Here is a 17,744-nt window from a genome sequence, read left to right on the forward strand (position 1 = left end):
CCCTGGTCGGTGTCTCGGCGCAAATTCGTACCTCTGCCGGTCAGTTCATACTTCCTTTTCTTCTCGTGCTGGAGAGTTCTCATGTCTACTTTCGGATCGGGTCGTCGATTGCGTGGTTTTACGCTCGTCGAGCTTCTCGTCGTGATTGCCATCATTGGTGTTTTGATCGCGTTGTTGCTGCCGGCCGTTCAACAGGCCCGCGAAGCTGCTCGCCGTATGCAGTGCACCAATAACCTAAAGCAGATGGGTCTGGCGATCCACAACTTCCACGATACCTATGGCAAGATGGCTCCGATGAGCACGGAGGACTGGGGGGACGAGAACATTCATGGCAACTGGGGCTGGGGCGTGCTGCTGATGCCGTTCCTGGAACTGTCGAACACGGTCGAAGCCTTGGACCCGACCGCTGGTAACAGCTGGAACAAGAACTGGGGTTACAAGACGAGCGGCAATCGCCTGCACGATGCCGTTACCAACTCGACCCTGCTCAACGTCCTCCAGACGCCTGTCTCCGCGTTCATGTGCCCATCGACGGCTGGCCCGGAACTGAACGACATGAAGCCGATCCCTTATAGCAGCGGCAGCGGTACGACGTACCTGGCCCGTGCGGACTATGTGGTGGTGAACGATGCCGACACGATCAATCGTGGTGACGTCGCTTCGAACACCTGGCCGGATGGTTCGTGGGTTTGGACCCGTTACACGCCACCGATGACCTTCGCCAGCATTTCGGATGGTTTGTCCAACACGCTCTTCATGGGCGAACGTTGCTACCAGCTGGGTGGCGAAAAGATCGGCAGTGGTGTCGTCTGGGGCCATGCCGGTAACGAAACGGGCGGCGGGGCTTCGGCGGCTCAGACCGGCTTCTTCTACGTCGCCGGCGCCGGCTACTATCCGATCAACTCGACCAACGGTGGCAGCAGCAACGGTCATCGCCAAGGGTTCGCCTCGAACCATCCTGGCGGTGCCAACTTCGTGCTCGGGGATGGCTCGGTCCGATTCATTCCTGAAACGATCGACCATAACACCGACGACGCTCCGAACAGCACCTTCGAGTACCTGTTGCAGCGTGACGACGGTCAGGTCGTCGGCAGCTTCTAATTGCGGAATCGTTCTCTTGCCGCTTCACGCCGGGAATCACTCTGCGTGAAGCGTGGGGGAGAACGCCTCGGCCACTGGCCTTATTGCACCTATCGATTCAGAAGGCATCGAACCCCATTATGTATATTCAACCCAAGAATCAGTTGCTGGCCGCCGCGGTCATGCTTTCGCTCTCGGCCGTGATCGGCTGTGGAGCCTCCAGCGAACATGGTCACGTCACCGGCGTGGTGAAGATCAACGGCAGCCCGGTCGAAGGGGCCGACATCACGTTTTCACCGGCCGAAGGTGGACGCTCGGCACTTGCCACGACCCAAGCCGACGGCAGCTATGAACTGAACTACACGCCTGGCGTGAAGGGGGCCAAGGTGGGCGTCAACAAGGTGCGAATCACCACCTACATTGCACCACGCTTGGACGACAATCGCCGCGTGACCGATCCTGGCAAGCCAGAACGCTTCCCGCCAGAATACGCCAGCGGCCGAGAAATCACGGTCGAAGTCAAACCAGGCGAGAACCCGATCGACTTCGATATCCCCGCCGACAAAGACAAATACCCACCGCAAGATGGCTAGTCGTCGGCCTGGTTATCAAACCAGCACGGGGACCAGGGACGTTTCCACCGGAAACGACCCTGGTCCCATTTTTTATGCGCCGATGGTAGAACAACGTCTGCTTTGCCTGGAACTGTTTCGGAAGGACTTGCGACGTTGTTGCCTCGATTGATTGTGTTCGATCTCGATTTCACGCTATGGGACTGCGGCGGTACGTGGTGCGATTGTCTCAACCCGCCGTTTCGCCAGCAGCACGATCGAATTGTCGATCGCACCGGTCGGCATGTTCGGTTGTACGGCGATGTCGAAGCGATCCTGGCTTATTGCGATCAACATGAAATCACGATGGGGCTGGCCTCGCGAACCGAGCAGCCGCGCTGGGCGAGCGAGCTTCTCGACATGCTCGACATTACACACCGCTTTCCCTTCGCCGAGATCTATCCGTCATCGAAGCTGCGGCACTTCGCGGCGCTGCAGAAAGCGACCGGCTGGGACTACGCGTCGATGCTCTTCTTCGACGACGAAATGCGAAACATCCGCGAGGTGGGGGAACTGGGCGTGACCAGTATTTACGTTCGCGATGGGATGTCGAGCGAGCTGTTTCACGACAGCTTGCAGCAGTTTGCCGACACCAGCCGCGATGCCTAGAAGTTCGCGTACCAGGCCCTCGTAAAGCCTTGGATGAAGCCATACACGAAGCCGCCCATGAAGATCAGCCAGTAGAGACAGCCGATCATTCCCAGCAGCAGCACAAACAGATAGCCGCCGCGAAACTTCTGTCGCAGTTCCTGCCAACAGGCGATCGTGCCGGGCAGGATCAACGCGGCGAACGAAGCATGCAGCAGCGTCACATCGAACAGCAGCGACAACAGCGTGTAAAAGCCGAACAGCGTCGGGATCAACTGCAACCGGCCGATGACCATGCCTGACAATCCGAGCAGCGTGATGGCAATCGCTGGCAGTCGCCGCGTAGGTGACGGCGCAATTCCTTCCACCAGTTGCGGCGAGGTATCGGTCGTTGGTGAATGGAAAGGATTGATTTCATTCATCGGCGTGGTCTAAGGCTGCCCGGCAGGGAAAGGAAAGCCCCCGAAGGCATCAACCTTGGGGGCTTCCTCTAGGTTAGCAAGAATCGGTCAGGATTACTCGGCCGGCCCTTGCACGCGGATCGTGGTGCTTAAGTGAAACGGAACCGTGTCGTGAGCATAAATGACTTCCGCATACGACGCCGTGTAGCCACTTTCCGGCTGCGGCAGATCGACGGTCGCCACGCCAGCGCTGTCTCGTGTGAGAGGCGTGCTGGTCCACTTCGCTTTGCGGAAGTCGCGGGTCGGGGACTGGGCTGTCCACAGGTGCACGGCCGCGGCCTTCTCGCCAGGATTGACGGTAAGCTTCAACGGAACATCGCCGCCGGGGGTGATGTAATCCCAAGCCAGGTTGGGCAATGCCTTCTGGCCGTCGACATCGCGGCACAATGCACGCAGGCTGCCGAAGACGCGTCGCCAGTCGTTCGCCAGGTCGTGGTCTGCGTTGGGAACGTAGACGATGTACTTCTTGCCTTCCAGATCGTTCCAATACAAGTTCAGCGAATCGACTGTCCAATAGGCGTCGTTGGTCCCCAGGAAAATCAGCTTCGGCTGCTGGATCTGATCGCGATAGAAATAGGGATCGACAATCCGCCGCAGGTCCGCCCCTTCATCCGACAGCATCCGCTCTTGCAGGTTGCGTTCGGTGTAGTCGTGAATGCGGTTTGAAAGTTCGCCATACGATTTCTGCTGATGCTGAAGCTGCGCCTTCATGTTCAGCGTATCGATCACCATTGGGGCGAGTCCTTCCACGCGCGGATCGACCGCCGAAACAAGCCAGGTCGTCCAGCCGCGCTTCGAGGCCCCGGTGACGGTGAAGCCATCGATCTTCATATTAAGGTCTTGCGCGGCGAACTCTTGCATTGCGTCCATGCCGCGGACGGCGCTTTTGACCATGGGCAGCAGCAGCGGCCAGTCGCTTTCGCCGGTCTTCAGGTATTGATCGAAGGTCAACGCAATGATCGCGTCTTCTTTTTTTCCGTCGAAGATCGGTTGCTGTGGAACGTTCAGCAGAATCCCGATCGGGCGACCGACTTGCTGAGCATAGGTCGACAGCAGCCGGGCTTCCTTCGGGATCGAGCTCTCACCTTCGGCGATGGGTTCGGCGTATTCGTCTTTCCACGAACCGCCTGCGATCACCAGGACCGCGCTAGTTTCTTTCGGCACCCCTTCGGGCAAGATCACAAACAGACGATGCTTCCAGACAATATCGCGCCAGGTTTGCGAAGTGAGCGTCAGTTCGGTAACGTCGCAGGTACCGATCTTCTCGTGATGACGGACCTTCCAGCCATAGCTGTCGTCCGCCTTGGCGACGTAGGTGGCCAGCGCGTCGGCAGGTTCGACAGCCGATGCCGGACGTGGGACAATAGCGACAGCCAGCAGCAAACAAAAACTGGCAAGCAGGCGTTGAGTATTCAAGGGAGAAAGCTCCTGATGGGGAAGAGGGGGTTGGGCAGTCGCGCCGCGTAAGGGCCAAGGCAAGTTCTTTTCACTTACTACCGCCAAGGGCAATGAGTTTCAATTTAGATTCGCTCCTTAAGGCGGCGACCACCAACGGGGCCCATTCTCTGGCATTGCCAGACCGGAATCAAGCAATTCGATTTCACCCGATTTTCGCCAAGCAAATGGCCCTGGAAACGAATAACCATCACACATGTCAACTTGGAAATTATTTGTGGAATGGATAGGCCGGAAATGGACATCGTCGCCGTAAGCTGCCAGCATTGCGGGGCGTCTTTAAAAGTCCCCATGGGAACGGTGCATTTGACCTGTGGTCAGTGCGGAACGCCTTTGCTGGTCCAGTATCAGGGACAATCGATCTTCACGCAGCGTCAAGACGCCAGTGATGACTCGGCCGCGAACGTGCAACAGCAACTTCACGATTTGCGCACCGAAGCCGAAATCGCGCGGCTGGATACCGCTTGGCAGGCGAAACGTGAGTCTCTCAAGATTAACTACGGCCATTGGGGGCGTGGTGCGCCGCGTCATGAGTTCGCGGTGCTTGTCGCGGTCGTAAGCCTGGGCATCGCCGGGCTGTTTGGGGCTGCTGGGGAAAACGCTGCCATGGTGATCTTTGGATTGCTCGGGTTGTTGAGCGCGGTCATGACGAGTGTCCAGGCAAGCCGCTATCAAAAGGCCGAAGCGAAGTACCTGAAAGAGCGTCAAGCGTTGAGCCCCAATGAGATGTCAGCAAAGCACATCAACGACCCTCGCAGTGGTTACCATTTTTAGTAAGAGGTCGCCAACGGAGTGTTGGCGCGAGAAAGGATAAGACGTCGATGGACATGGTTGCGGTTAGTTGCCAGAACTGCGGGGCTCCACTGGATGTTCCCGCAGAGTTAAAGCACGTTACGTGCGGCCATTGCGGGACGGCGCTCGTTGTTCGGCATTCCGGATCGGTGCTATTTACAGAAACGGTTCGGCAACTCGAGAAGCATGCCCAAACCATGCAGGTCGAAATCCGGCAGTTGCAGATCCAGCAAGAAATTGAAAGGCTGGATCGCGAGTGGGTCGACATCGAGGATCATCATCGCCTCCCTTCAAAATATGGCCATGGCGATGTGCCTACGTTGGAATTGGCAATCCTCATCTGGATATGCGGTGGTGGGTTCACGATCGCGTGTGCGATCTTTTTCCAGGCACCGCTGTGGCTCATGGCGACCGGTGTCGCAGCGGCGGCTGGCTTGGTCATCAAGCTTCTGGCGGACAGCTACCAACGGGACCGCAAGGATTATCTCGCCAAACGAGATCGACTGGTGGAAGAATCCGAGGCGTTGCTTACTCGCTACCAAAGAAAATAGTCTTCCAATCGTCTTTCATGCTGACGACGGTCCAGCCGTACTTTGGTGCGGCTTCCAGGGCGGTCACCAGTTTGCCGCTCGATGGTGGATGGCTGTCGTAGGCATAGGCCCGCTTCGCATCGGTGTGGTGCACCAGCAGTCCGAAGCTGGGATAAGGATTGTCGATCGTGGTGTACTCGAGCATTTGTTGGTCACCATCCGAATTGCCAAACGCGGCAATCGGTCGGCGGCCGATGAACTGGTGAATACCGACCGGCTTGCCTGCCTTGTCGTCGACAAACATGTGGTCCATCGTCTTCATCAAAACGGGCTTGCCATCGACCAGCTCGAACTTGGTCAGCGTGTTCGTCCCGACGATCTGATTGGTCGGAATCCCATAGATGCGATAGGCGAAGACTCGCATGAAGTCGGCACCGCCGCCGGAGACGATGAACGTTTGAAAGTCGTTTGCCCGCAGGTATCGCAGCAACTCTTGCATCGGCTGATAGGTCATTCCGGCCAGGCTGCGATCGAAGCGAGGATGTCGGAAGGTCTTCACCCAGGCCTTCACAGCCGCGTCGTACTCGGTGGTCGTCATGCCGGCGTGCGTGAGGCCGATGATCTCGACCAGCCCGTCGTAATGCGTACCTTGCAGCAGCTTCTCGAAGTCTCCGGCGAGGGCCGCTTTGACCATTGGCTTCTCGGCCAACGTCGGATCTTGGGCGACCTTTTCTTTGAGTGCGGCCAGCACGTAATAGACCTGCATCGGCAGCGGTGCTTCACACCATAGCGTGCCATCGTTGTCGAAGACTGCGACCCGGTCGTAGATCGGTACGTAGGTATCCGAGTTCTTGTCGGTCACCTTCTCGACAAAGTCAATGATCGACTGCTTGGCAGGCCCTTCGTTCCACGAAGGAAGCGGATCTTCAGCCAGGACCAAACTCGGGATCAGCAGCAGCAAAAGAGTCGCTAGCGTTTTCATGCCGTCATCACTTCCCATGTAAGAACGAGTCGCACCGCCGATCGATCCCGGCGAACCAGTTGAAGTGTACGTCATCGATTCAAGCGACACAACGAAATGCTATTCGACGTGAAAGGATGCGCAAATCAAGAAGCTTATTAAGAATGGATGATGCCTGATCGATTCCATTCCGCGAACTTAACGCCAGCGATTGTCGATGCGGACGATCTCGTCTCGCATGCTGCCAGGCATCCGCTGGTGAACGGCCTCACGTCGCTGCGAAGTGAAGTCGCCCAGCGCGAAGTCTTCCAGAAACGAGACGCCAATCGCGTTGTCGAGCGAATCGTCGGCGTTAACTAACGCATCGGCCAGAAAGCGGCAGTAACGCTCGACATCCCACCCGCGACCTTCGTCCATCGCCCGCTCGACGCAGCGGCGAAAGGCGGCGACTTCCAGATGCAGGAGGCCCTGATCGATCTCGCCGAAGGTCTCGGCCACTTCTGGAAATTGTGCCTCGATCGCCTGAATGAACGCGTCGCGGTTGAGTCGTTTCGAGGGGCTCATGCTGGATCGGGAATTGCTAGAGGTTTGGGGCAGAATCAGGTTACCGTTCGGGGCGAAGCGAGGCAACGTGAACCGAGGAAATGCGAAAGTCTGCGTCCGGATGCTTTCTGGTGGCGTCGGCGATTTTCAATCCTTATGATGAGCCGGTTGGAACCTGTCTCGCGCTTCGCCCGTTTGCACATCTCGGTTGAGGGAACAGATCGATGACTCTTCGTTTGCACTGGCGGCTTGGACTGATGGTTTCGGTTTGCCTGATAGGCTGCTCGACGGATAAAGCCGACCCGGTTGCCCAGGCCAACCCTGACCAGACTTCCTCCGAGAGCCCCGCCGATGCGAAGCCGAAAGGAGTGAAGACGATGTCGTTGAACGAGAAGCCAACCACCAAGCCGGCCGAGACCCCTGCGGAAACTCCGGCGGCGGAAACGCCCAGCGAACCAGCGACGCCTGAGCCTGAGATGAGACCGGAAACCCCGGTCGCCGAAGAGCCTGCCACGCCCGAGCCGATGGAGATGAAACCGGAAACGCCGATGCCATCTGCCGCCGAACCGGCCGACACCAAGCCCAGCGAGGAAAAGCCAGCCGTGGCAAAACCTGCCACGACGGTCGCTGCCAAGATCCCGCCGCTGCAGTTGAATCTGACACCGGTCCAGAAGCTGATGTTCGCGGTTCGCGAGCGTCCTTGGGATAAAGAGCCGCTGCTCGCCTTGGCCGCAGGGGTCGAGAAAGACGATCCCGGTCTCGCCGAACTGATTCGGATCAATGTCGAGAACACCAACCAGCAGATCTACAGCAACCCAGAACTGCGGGCAAAGACCACCGCGCTGAGCCAGGCTTCAAGTCCCGGCTGGAGCGAAGGGATGGCACCCCTGGTCGAGCACAAGAATGCGTTGGATTCGTACGAACTGGGCATGCTTCAAGAGATCAATCTGACCGAGCCGGTCGACGAAGATATCGACCTGATCATCGCCCAGAATCCGGAGGTTCGCGCCGTCTTCCTTTCCTCGCCGAAGCTGACGATGGCAGGCTGGGATAAAGTGATCGCGTTGCCTCAGCTCGATCAGTTGAGTTTCGATGGCGAGGTCGAGCTGACGCCGGAACTGCTGGGCAAGTTCGAGCAGCTTGCTCCGTGGGCTCGCATCAACTTCTGGATCGATGGCGACTACGATCGCGAAGCAGTCGCCGCGATGAATGCCCGCCGCTATGGCCGGTTCAACGATTTGAACGAAGAGCAAAAATTGATGGCCTGCGAACGCTTTCTGCGAACGTTCGAGTACACCGGCGAGCTGGGCGAACCGATCGATTTCGTCAGCATGAGTCAGTCCGGCGTGGTCGACATGGAGCTGGCCTTTCTCGCCGCGAAGCCAGGCCTGAAAGGAGTCGATATCAGCGAGGCCGACGTCACGACCAAGGGAATCGAAAACCTTGCCGGAGCGACCGACCTGGAGTTCCTCAGCCTGATGGATACCCGCGTCGATTCGATTGCGTCGCTCAAAGGATTGACCAAGCTGAAGAACCTGAGTCTTTATCCCACGTACGATGTCGAGATGGGGGATGACGGCCTGGAAGGGCTCGAGAACTTCAAGCAGCTTGAAGATTTGTATCTGACCGACGAAGCGGCAGGAGAGAAGACGGTCCGTCGCCTGGCAGGCATGACCAAAATGAAGAAGCTGGACCTCTCCACCGGCAAAGTCGAAGACCCCGAAGCGTACGCTGTGCTGGCCGATATGAACGACCTGGAGACGTTGTCGATTCATTCAGGCGGGCTCGATTCTTCGGTGCTGAAGTACCTGGAAGGGAAAGACAAGTTGACGCTGGTCAACCTGTCGATTGATCAGGGATCGCCTGAACCGTTCCAGGTATTGGCCAAACTGAAGAACGTCAAGCGGCTTTACTTGAGCGGCGATGGTGTCACCGACGAAGCGATCGCGAACCTCGCTCCGATGACGCAGCTCAGCGTGTTGATGGCTCAGGGCTCGGCGGTGACGCCGGAAGGTGCCAAGGCGTTGGTGGCCAAGATGCCGAACATGACCGTCATCCTGGACGAGGCGGTGGTGAAGACACCGGTCGAGAAGTATGTCTTCCAGCGGCACAAGCTGCGTGACAATATTTCGATCAGCTATCCTTCCGAGTGGCCGGTGACCAGCGATGTCGAAGGCGACTTCTTCCTGAAGGAATCGGGCTGGGATCAGATCGGAAGTTGGTCTGGCGATGTCGGGCCGGTTGAAATTCGGTTCTTTGATTGGTACGCCGACGAATCGGCCGAAGATGCCGTGAAGGGCATCATCGAGAACAACAGCCACGCCGATCCCAAGGTTCTCAAGCGAGACGTCGTGAAGGTTGCCGGCTTCGAGAAGATGGCTTCGTGCATCTTCGAGAATTCCTTCGGCAAGCACTTCGTGTTCGCAGGCGAGCTGAACGGAAAGACCTATTGCGTGGAAGGAAGTGCCCCGGCCACGCGGTTCGACGAGTTCTATCCGCTGATGGTGAAGGTCGCCGAGTCAATCCGGGTCAGCGACGATCCTCAGCAGCATGCCGACGAGAAAGTCGACGTCCTCGCGAGCGAACTTCAACCCAAGTAACCCAAACGAGAGCCAGGCCTGATGGGCGATCTCAAGTCACCGACACTGATCTATTGGAAGGGGCTTCTGTTCGTCCTGCTCGGGCTGTTTGCCTCGGGCATCTTGCTGGCGAAGGTCGGCGACTGGCAGATCGCGTTGCTATTGGGGCTCGCGATCTGGTCGTTCTGCCGGGCCTATTACTTCGTCTTCTACGTCATTCAGCATTACGTCGACCCAGACTACAAATTCGCCGGGCTGGGTTCCTTTGTGGCGTATCTCTGGGCCCGTTCTCGGGCCACAACCGGGGAATAGGGGGCATCTGCCCCTCGGAGGCACAAGACGCGGTCCCTCGCTATTACCGATTTCGACCCGGTTTAAGGAAAGTTGGCGACCACTGGTTGTTCATCCACACCTGCGCAATTACCATATTGAGCTAAATGAGAGCCAGTATCAATAACGTCGCTAGCTAAATGTCCTACCCCTTGGCAACCAGCCAGCCTCTCGTCAGGCAAGCCACTTGCTGTCTTCATTATTTGCCCCGACTGGGCACATATCTAAGAGCGAGAGAATTCCATGGAAACGCAAGTTTCGACTGCCCGTCGTGGCGGTTTTACGTTGGTTGAATTGTTGGTTGTCATCGCCATCATCGGCGTGCTGATCGCCTTGCTATTGCCGGCCGTCCAACAGGCCCGCGAAGCGGCTCGACGGATGCAGTGCACCAATAATCTGAAGCAGCTGGGCCTGGCGATTCATAACTATCACGACGTGATGGGCTGCGTGCCGCCGATCGGTGGTGCACCGACGCGAAGTGCCTTCGTGGCTTTGTTGCCTTACCTCGAGCAGTCCAACCTCGAGAAACAGTACAACTACAATCAGCCCTGGCATCATGCCGATAACCTTCCGTTGGCAGCCACCGTGCCTGATGCCCTGGTATGCGCTTCGGCCCCCAACGGCGGCGGACAAACCGTTGCTGGTACCGCAACCTCAGACTATGCCTATTTGTATTCGCCATTCAATGCGGCCGATCAATACAATGCGCCTGGCAAATCGTTCTTCATGTGGGGCGATAAGATCAACTTCCGTGACGTGACCGATGGGCTCTCGCATACGATCTGTTTGTTTGAGTCGGCTGGCCGTGCTCATTGGTGGGTGGATGGTCAACAGGAACCAGGTGGGGCAGCGACGCCGCAACTTTACTCGGGCTACTCGACGAACTACGGCGAAGAACGCGAAGCGTGGACTTCCAATGTCCTGGGAACCTACTTTGCACCTGTTTTGGTAACGCCAGCCGCGTCTTCCGGTGACGAACCTACGATCACCTTGTTTGCTGGTTCGCAGGTCATGAACGTGACCAATCTTTACAGCGGTCCTTATTCGTTCCATCCCGGCGGGATCAATATTCTGCTCGGTGATGGCTCGGTACGGTTTCTGCCGGACACGATCAATCTCGACACGCTGTGGGCAATGACCTCTTGTGCCGGAGGCGAAGTCCCGGCCCAGTACTAATCGTCATTCGTCCGCGTCATGCTCAGCCGCAATGCCCTCTCGAACGAATCGTCACAAGAGGGCAGTTGCTGAGTTTCTTGAACGAGTCCCACTGGCAGGATTTCTCCAATTATGCATAGCCGATTATTAATTCCCTCAAAGCTCTTGGTGCTGTTGACCTCGATCGGTCTGATCGGCTGCAGCAGCAAAGAAGCATGGCACACCGACGTGGTGCCGGTCGTTGGCAGCGTGACTGTCAACGGCGAGAATCCCGAAGGGGCCATCATTATGTTTCATCCGGTCAACGGCGATATCGATGCCCGCGCATCGCGTCCTTCAGGCCTGGTGACCGACGATGGTACCTATCAGTTGACCACCTACGAATATGGCGACGGGGCGCCTCCCGGCGACTACGTGTTCACGATCCTTTGGCCACAAGAGCCCAAAATGGGCGGACTTTCGCCTGACCGGATGGGGCGTATCTACGCGACGCCGAAGGCTTCGGACCTGCGTATTACCGTTCCGGCCGAAGGTGGCACGCTCGATCCTGTCGTGATCGAGAAAGTGAAGATCACCATGAAGAAGTCGTCATCCGCAGGCAATGGTGCCCCCGGGCCCGGTCACTAATCGCGCCGTTTCCTTCGCGAAGAGAATCTTCCTATGAAATTGCAATTCCGCCGACTATGGCTGGTGGTGCATCGTTGGTTAGGGCTGACGGCTGGGCTGGTGTTTGTGTTGATTGGTTTGACCGGAAGCCTGTTGGTTTTCGATCATGCCATCGACGAATGGATGCATCCGCAGTTGCTGCTGACCGAAGGGACCGGCGAGCGAAAGTTACTGGCCGAGATCATCGATGCCGCCAACGCTGGTTATCAGGGAGATTCCACCGGAACCAAGTCGGAAGCTTTGGCGGTCGTCCGTCCACGCATCGAGCAAGGGGTCTGGACGGTCTGGTTTAGTGGCGGAACGAAGGAGAAGCCAGAGTTCATCGCGGTCTATGTCGATCCCTATTCGGCGGAAGTCAACGGCCAGCGCGCGTGGGGCACCGATCCGATGGGCATCATCTATCGGCTGCACTTCCGTCTGCTGGCAGGCATGTTCGGCGGACTGGCCGTGGGGATCATCGGCGTCGTGCTGTTGGTTTCGCTGGTCAGCGGCATCGTGCTGTGGTGGCCGCTGCTGAAGGGCGGGCTGCGAGCGGCGCTAGCCATTCGGCGCGGCAGTCGCTTCAACTACGATCTGCACAAAACGGTCGGCATCACGACGGCGCTCTTCCTGCTGGTGATCACGTTCACCGGCGTCTACATGGAATTGCCGTTCATCATCAAGCCGGTGCTGAATCTGGTCTCGGCCGAAACCAAGCCGCCCAAGGACATGAAGTCAGGCGAAGCAAGCGAACGCCAGCCACTGACGGCCGACGAGGCGATTGCGATCGCGCAGAAGCAGTTCCCAGGGGCGAAGTTCGATCACCTTCATCCGCCTGAAGGAGAGGAGGGGGTCTACGAAGTCGCCTTCCGCCAAGAGGGAGAAATCCAAACCTCGTTCGGCCGCAGCCAGGTCTATCTCGACCAATACAGCGGCGAAGTGGTCTACATGCACGCCCCGAATCAGTTCACCGGAACCGACCACTTCGTGGCCTGGCAGTTCCCGCTGCACAATGGCGAAGCACTCGGAATCGTCGGCCGCTGGGGCGTCTTCGTGCTGGGAATTGCCCCGGCCATCCTCTACGTAACCGGCTTCCTCCTCTGGTACCGAGGCCGCAAATCGCGGCAGAAGCAAAAAAATCGTCGGGCGCAAGTGGCGTCTGTTTAAATAGTTAGGGAATGAGGCGCACATTCTCCGCAGGCAAAAGGTTGATATGTAAATAAAAGTCAGGTAGAGTAATTGCGTCGGAGCTAATTCCGGCCTTTTGCCTTCGCTGTGCGTCCTTAGACCAGGACGTGTCCGTCCATCCAGTATTCCAGGGGAAATACGATGAGCCAGAATCAATCGCCGCTGCTTCAACCGTTCGATTTGCGTGGTCTATCGCTTGCCAATCGCGTGGCGATGGCTCCGATGACGCGGGCTCGGTCCGGCAAAGACCGCATCCCGACCGATGTGATGGTCGAATATTATCGACAACGGGCCGGAGCAGGGCTGATCATCACCGAAGGGGTCACGATCTCGCCGCAGGCCAACGGTTGGAGCGAATCGCCCGGCATCTATACGGAAGCGATGACCGAGGGCTGGAAGAAGGTGACCGACGCCGTGCATGGGGAAGGTGGCAAGATCTTCCTGCAGTTGTGGCACACCGGTCGGGCATCCCATAGCAGTTTTCATGATGGTCAGTTGGCGGTCGCGCCGTCGGCCATCATGATCGACGATGGCGAAATGCAGCACACACCCAATGGCAAAGAAGCTCGCGAGGTCCCGCGTGCTTTAGAAACGGATGAAATTCCGGGCGTCGTCGCCGACTATGCTTCCGCAGCTGCCAACGCCAAAGAAGCTGGCTTCGACGGTGTCGAGATTCACTCGGCCAACGGTTACTTGATCGACGAGTTCTTGCAGTCGAAGTCGAACCACCGTACCGATCAGTATGGCGGCAGCATCGAGAACCGCTACCGCTTCCTGGGCGAAGTGGTCGAAGCGGTTGCCAACGCCTGGTCGGCCGATCGAGTTGGCATGCGGCTTTCGCCCAACGGGATTTACAACGGCATGGGATCGCCTGACTATCGCGAGCAGTTTTTGTATGTCGCGAATCAATTAGATCAGTACCCGCTCGCTTACCTGCACGTGATGGATGGCACCGGGTTTGGCTTCCATGAACTGGGCGAGCCGATGACGCTGGGCGAATTCCGCCAGGTGTTCCACGGACCTTTGATGGGCAACGTGGGGTACACGAAAGAGTCAGGGGAAGAAGCGATCGCCAGCGGCGATGCCGACCTGGTCGCTTACGGCCGACCGTTCATCAGCAACCCAGACCTGGTGACCCGCTTTGCCGAAGACGCTCCTTTGAATCCGGAGGCCGACTTCTCGGTTTGGTATTCGCCCACCGGTGCCCAAGGCTACACCGACTTCCCGACCTTGTCGGCAGTCTAAACGACCACGCAAGAGAGAGGCCTGCGATCGAGCTTCCGATCGCGGGCCTTTTCTGTTTCTTGACTGAGTGATCCCAGTTTAGCGGTCCGCTGGAGGCTGAACGGTGATCTGCCAGTGGGACGAATTGCCGGGGACCTCGAAGATTAGCTCTGACTGTTCAGGATCGCTGAACCGGGGATGGATCAGCGGTTGAGCCTGAAAAACGCGGTCACCCCAATCGGCAGGTGGAAGGGACTCGGCATTCTGAATCGATACCTGGTAACGCCCCGGCGGGACGCCGTCGTCGACGTCGAAGGTTCCCAGGGTGAAGCTGCCATCGGGATGGATCAAACCCCAAGACGAGACTTCTGCCTTGGGGTTTCGGTTGTGCAAGACGACCCGGCCGTTGGAAAGGGGCTGGCCATCGGCGAATTTCACTTCGCCTTGAATCGGAACGAGTCCGGTCTTGGAACATGCGATCGAACTTGCCGCCAAACCAAGACAGAGCATCAGACAGCCGCGATGAATCATCGGGTTCACTACCTTCCTGAAACGCGATTAGGGAAGAGAGATCACTTCGCCACGGTTGGCCGTCCCCAGAGCAATCAGCACCGCCGGATCGATGGTGACGCTCAGATTGCGAACCGATCCGTCGGCTGCCAGGAAGTTGCTCACCCCTGGGTGCCAGCTTCCGAGGGCAGGCGCGCTGCTGACGTTCAGTTCTTCTCCTTCCCGGGCCGAGCGTGCCAACCCAAGATTGACCGAACCGGCCAGCCAGTACTCGCCATAGCCACCGCGACCATTGCTGCGATTCCAGAAGATGTAGCCGTCGCGACCTTCGGGACCATGATTGTTCTTGCAGCACTTGTTCATATACTTCGGCGTGACATGTTTCTCGCCGATCACCACGGTGTTACTCAAACCATCGTTCACCCAAGAGAAGTCATCGCGTGGTCGCCAGCCGCGGTTGGGAAAATCGACTGGTGCGCTGACCGGACCGTTCGAGATGTTGATCAGGTTGGTATCGCCAGGAGCCCGAGCGACTCGCAGCGCTTGCTGCTGGGTATCGGGCGAACTCCAGAACAGCCACTTCTGCGGTCCGGCGATGATCACGGCATAGTCGCCGGTCGGAACGTTGTAGTTGTTCACCGCATCGGAAGCCGCGCGGCGCGAAGGACACGCGAAGAGTGAGATGCGTGCCTCCTTCAGCAAATTGAAGTTGAGCGAACTGGCCGCCGCGGCATCGGCACCAATGTGGACAGCGTTGGTACACGCATCGACTCCGCCAGAGGCCTCCATATCAAGCTGATCGGACAAGGTCCGCTGCTCGAGAAAGGGAAGCAAGATTGCCCACAGCGTCAGTCCGGTGTTGCCGGTGGTGGCGGGAGGCATGCCGTTGTAGGCGGCGTGAAAGTTGTGAATTGCCGCTCCGAACTGCTTCTGATGGTTGACGCATTGTGTTCGCCGGGCAGCCTCGCGGGCTTGTTGCACGGCTGGCAGAAGCAACGCGACCAAAACCCCGATGATGGCGATCACCACCAACAGTTCAACAAGCGTAAAGCCTTTCTTTAAAATAGGTTTCGTTGAAATAGAAGTAAGCTGCTGGCCAATATTTTCCCCCATGACGATCGTCTCCTTCCCCTAGTATGTGACGACTGCCAGTTGTGGCGCATATGATCCGAGAGAAGCGAGTCGGCGATCATAAAGGTGGGTATCGCCAAAATCTGCCCCTCGCCAAACCCCTTCGAACAGGCTATTGGTAAATGCCCAGAGGTGCAAGGTTTTTCACGAAGATTCGAAAAATGCTGACAAGAAAGAAAAGAGCCGCCAATAGCGGGGAAGGCTATCGGCGGCTTGGATGAGGGAGATCGGCAGCAGTGTGCGGGACTTACTTCGATTGCAGATCGAAGTTCATATCGTCATTGGCGCCAGGTTTCACTTCGACGGTCAGATCGGACTTTTCGTTGTAGCGAGGCGGAATTTTCTCTTTGGGAGGCCGGGCCGGGCCCCCTTCACCTTGGACAGTGGCGACGGTGATCTTTACGGTGTGCTTACCAACGACCGCCCCTTGTTCGTCGGCCGTATAGTCCAGCACATAGTGGCCACTGGAATCGGTCGTACCGGACGAAAAACGACCTTCTTCCGGATAGAACGAAACGAGCGCGTCGGGTAGCGGGCTACCATCGAGGGTCACTGTGCCGGAGACCGATGCCAGGCCAGAGCCGGAACCGCAGCCGGCCAGGGTCATCAGCGCGAGTGCCGCCAATGGCAAAATGAAAAAACGTTGAAGAAGCGCGGGGGCATATTTCATGGAATTGACTCGTGGGGAAATCCAGAATTAACAAGAAAAAGGGCCGATTCCACGAGGAAATCGGCCCCGGAAGATGGCGACGATTAGTACTCGCCGATCACTTCGCCACCATCGATCGTGCCCAAGGCAGCTTGAACGCGAAGCGGAATGGTCTCTTTCAGCATGACAACGCTCGCGTCGCCACGCAGGAACTGAGCTCCGCCTGGGTGATTGCTGCTGGGGTTATAAGTGGTGTTGCCGTTGATGACGTAGTCGGTGTCGTTCGAAGAACGTTCCATGCGGAGACGAACCTGGAACTGGGCGATGCTGCCGCTGATGGCGCCGCCGTAATCGTTGTGATAGCCGATCCACAACGAACCGGTCGGGCCGTTGGATGGACGTTCGGCACGTTCGGCGACGATGATCGTGTTGCTCAGACCATCGGTGATGTCGCTGAACTGGGTCGACGAGTTGTCGTAGAACGTGGCGTCGCGATCGGTACCGCCGGCGCCGTTGGTGGCAACCGGATCGCTGGCGTTGTAGTACGCGCTGTAGATGCCGATGTAGTTGGACTTGCCGAAGTTGTTGCCACCGGTGCCGCCCAGACGCATGTTCAAACCGTTGCCACGGCTCGAATCGGACGGACAGATGTAGCCCTGCAGAACCGTCTTGGCGAGCGGTGGGTTACCCGTCGAAACCATCTCGGGAACATCTTCCCATGGTTCGTCGAACGCCCCGACGGCGCCAATGCGGTCGTACAAGGCAGACTGCTCGATCTGGGGCAGAATCTGCGTCAGCCAGCACACCTGGTTGCTGGTCACCAGCCCGGGCGGCAATGTCAGGAAGGTGTCGTGATAGTTGTGCAGGGCGATACCGACCTGCTTCAACTGATTGCTGCACGACATACGACGGGCCGCTTCACGAGCCTGTTGTACGGCGGGCAGAAGCAGGGCGATCAGAACTCCGATGATCGCGATCACAACAAGAAGTTCAACGAGCGTGAAGCCGCGGGGCCTCCAAGAACGTTTCATGGCGAGTACCTCAGAATGATGGGGAAACCGAAAGGACTATGGATAAGAAAGCGGGGCTGCCCCTGGTTCAGAGGCACTCCAATCTCCCTTAACGTGCGACGGGCGATTTCCTGACAGGGAAATCAGGAAAATTATTTTCTGAGGACAAAAATGCATTAGATGCGCAGAAAGTTGGTCCCCATATGTCAGGATTTCGCGCCAAAGCCGTTGATATGGGGGACGGGCTGGGTGCGTTCTGTCAGAGAACTTCGAGCTAGGGTTCCTGTGGTTGGTATTCATCC

At 57.7% G+C, this 17,744-nt stretch carries 19 protein-coding genes; 11 read left to right on the plus strand and 8 right to left on the minus strand.

Annotated features, from left to right (window positions below; genetic code table 11):
• Positions 1 to 81: 81 nt before the first annotated feature.
• The 3 genes from AB1L30_RS22770 to AB1L30_RS22780 all read left to right on the plus strand — a co-directional run bounded on the left by AB1L30_RS22770 (position 82) and on the right by AB1L30_RS22780 (position 2,300).
• Positions 82 to 1,101 carry a DUF1559 domain-containing protein gene (locus AB1L30_RS22770; RefSeq protein ID WP_367016295.1) on the plus strand — a complete coding sequence of 340 codons (1,020 nt, stop codon included), beginning with the start codon at positions 82 to 84 and terminating at the stop codon, positions 1,099 to 1,101.
• Between the two features lie 119 nt (positions 1,102 to 1,220).
• Positions 1,221 to 1,673, plus strand: coding sequence for a carboxypeptidase regulatory-like domain-containing protein (locus AB1L30_RS22775; RefSeq protein WP_367016297.1), 453 nt, complete (start codon positions 1,221 to 1,223; stop codon positions 1,671 to 1,673).
• A gap of 138 nt (positions 1,674 to 1,811) precedes the next feature.
• Entirely contained in the window at positions 1,812 to 2,300 is a 489-nt protein-coding gene (locus AB1L30_RS22780) for a magnesium-dependent phosphatase-1 (RefSeq protein ID WP_367016299.1), read from the plus strand.
• On the opposite strand, the gene AB1L30_RS22785 is transcribed toward AB1L30_RS22780, so the two are convergent.
• Both AB1L30_RS22785 and AB1L30_RS22790 read right to left on the minus strand, forming a co-directional pair.
• Positions 2,297 to 2,701 (minus strand): hypothetical protein, encoded by a 405-nt coding sequence (locus AB1L30_RS22785; RefSeq protein WP_367016301.1) that lies wholly within the window; start codon positions 2,699 to 2,701, stop codon positions 2,297 to 2,299. The genes AB1L30_RS22780 and AB1L30_RS22785 overlap by 4 nt on opposite strands.
• Before the next feature lie 93 nt (positions 2,702 to 2,794).
• Positions 2,795 to 4,156 carry a PhoPQ-activated protein PqaA family protein gene (locus AB1L30_RS22790; protein ID WP_367016303.1) on the minus strand — a complete coding sequence of 454 codons (1,362 nt, stop codon included), beginning with the start codon at positions 4,154 to 4,156 and terminating at the stop codon, positions 2,795 to 2,797.
• Positions 4,157 to 4,432: 276 nt separating this feature from the next.
• On the opposite strand from AB1L30_RS22790, the gene AB1L30_RS22795 reads away from it, so the two are divergent.
• Complete coding sequence (locus tag AB1L30_RS22795) at positions 4,433 to 4,969, plus strand: hypothetical protein (RefSeq protein WP_367016304.1); 537 nt, start codon at positions 4,433 to 4,435, stop codon at positions 4,967 to 4,969.
• 47 nt (positions 4,970 to 5,016) lie between these two features.
• Complete coding sequence (locus AB1L30_RS22800; protein ID WP_367016306.1) at positions 5,017 to 5,538, plus strand: hypothetical protein; 522 nt, start codon at positions 5,017 to 5,019, stop codon at positions 5,536 to 5,538.
• On the opposite strand, the gene AB1L30_RS22805 is transcribed toward AB1L30_RS22800, so the two are convergent.
• Both AB1L30_RS22805 and AB1L30_RS22810 read right to left on the minus strand, forming a co-directional pair.
• Positions 5,516 to 6,574: an HAD family hydrolase gene (locus tag AB1L30_RS22805; protein WP_367016308.1), complete on the minus strand. Its 1,059-nt coding sequence runs from the start codon at positions 6,572 to 6,574 to the stop codon at positions 5,516 to 5,518. The two genes, AB1L30_RS22800 and AB1L30_RS22805, sit on opposite strands and share 23 nt — an antisense overlap.
• 102 nt (positions 6,575 to 6,676) lie before the next feature.
• Positions 6,677 to 7,042, minus strand: a complete 366-nt coding sequence (locus tag AB1L30_RS22810) for a hypothetical protein (protein WP_367016310.1) — start codon at positions 7,040 to 7,042, stop codon at positions 6,677 to 6,679.
• A gap of 203 nt (positions 7,043 to 7,245) precedes the next feature.
• Between AB1L30_RS22810 and AB1L30_RS22815 the strand changes: the two genes are divergently transcribed.
• From AB1L30_RS22815 to AB1L30_RS22840, 6 genes are all read left to right on the plus strand, one after another.
• Positions 7,246 to 9,621, plus strand: a complete 2,376-nt coding sequence (locus AB1L30_RS22815) for a hypothetical protein (protein WP_367016312.1) — start codon at positions 7,246 to 7,248, stop codon at positions 9,619 to 9,621.
• A 21-nt stretch (positions 9,622 to 9,642) separates the two neighbouring features.
• Positions 9,643 to 9,912 carry a hypothetical protein gene (locus AB1L30_RS22820; protein WP_367016314.1) on the plus strand — a complete coding sequence of 90 codons (270 nt, stop codon included), beginning with the start codon at positions 9,643 to 9,645 and terminating at the stop codon, positions 9,910 to 9,912.
• 261 nt (positions 9,913 to 10,173) lie between these two features.
• Positions 10,174 to 11,106: a DUF1559 domain-containing protein gene (locus AB1L30_RS22825; RefSeq protein WP_367016316.1), complete on the plus strand. Its 933-nt coding sequence runs from the start codon at positions 10,174 to 10,176 to the stop codon at positions 11,104 to 11,106.
• A 111-nt stretch (positions 11,107 to 11,217) separates the two neighbouring features.
• Positions 11,218 to 11,712, plus strand: a complete 495-nt coding sequence (locus AB1L30_RS22830; protein WP_367016318.1) for a hypothetical protein — start codon at positions 11,218 to 11,220, stop codon at positions 11,710 to 11,712.
• A gap of 33 nt (positions 11,713 to 11,745) precedes the next feature.
• Positions 11,746 to 12,897 carry a PepSY-associated TM helix domain-containing protein gene (locus AB1L30_RS22835; RefSeq protein WP_367016320.1) on the plus strand — a complete coding sequence of 384 codons (1,152 nt, stop codon included), beginning with the start codon at positions 11,746 to 11,748 and terminating at the stop codon, positions 12,895 to 12,897.
• 162 nt (positions 12,898 to 13,059) lie between these two features.
• Entirely contained in the window at positions 13,060 to 14,163 is a 1,104-nt protein-coding gene (locus AB1L30_RS22840) for an alkene reductase (protein WP_367016322.1), read from the plus strand.
• Between the two features lie 78 nt (positions 14,164 to 14,241).
• Here the strand turns inward: AB1L30_RS22840 and AB1L30_RS22845 are convergent, their stop codons facing one another.
• The 4 genes from AB1L30_RS22845 to AB1L30_RS22860 all read right to left on the minus strand — a co-directional run bounded on the left by AB1L30_RS22845 (position 14,242) and on the right by AB1L30_RS22860 (position 17,463).
• A complete protein-coding gene (locus AB1L30_RS22845) occupies positions 14,242 to 14,673 on the minus strand; it encodes a carboxypeptidase-like regulatory domain-containing protein (RefSeq protein WP_367016324.1) in 432 nt (143 codons plus the stop codon).
• Between the two features lie 27 nt (positions 14,674 to 14,700).
• Entirely contained in the window at positions 14,701 to 15,765 is a 1,065-nt protein-coding gene (locus AB1L30_RS22850) for a DUF1559 domain-containing protein (RefSeq protein ID WP_367016326.1), read from the minus strand.
• 265 nt (positions 15,766 to 16,030) lie between these two features.
• The gene (locus tag AB1L30_RS22855) at positions 16,031 to 16,453 is read right to left on the minus strand and encodes a carboxypeptidase-like regulatory domain-containing protein (RefSeq protein ID WP_367016328.1); all 423 of its coding nucleotides are present in this window, start codon (positions 16,451 to 16,453) and stop codon (positions 16,031 to 16,033) included.
• An 83-nt stretch (positions 16,454 to 16,536) separates the two neighbouring features.
• The gene (locus tag AB1L30_RS22860) at positions 16,537 to 17,463 is read right to left on the minus strand and encodes a DUF1559 domain-containing protein (protein WP_367016330.1); all 927 of its coding nucleotides are present in this window, start codon (positions 17,461 to 17,463) and stop codon (positions 16,537 to 16,539) included.
• Positions 17,464 to 17,744: the final 281 nt, after the last annotated feature.

This window comes from Bremerella sp. JC817 (genome assembly GCF_040718835.1).
GTDB lineage: Bacteria > Planctomycetota > Planctomycetia > Pirellulales > Pirellulaceae > Bremerella.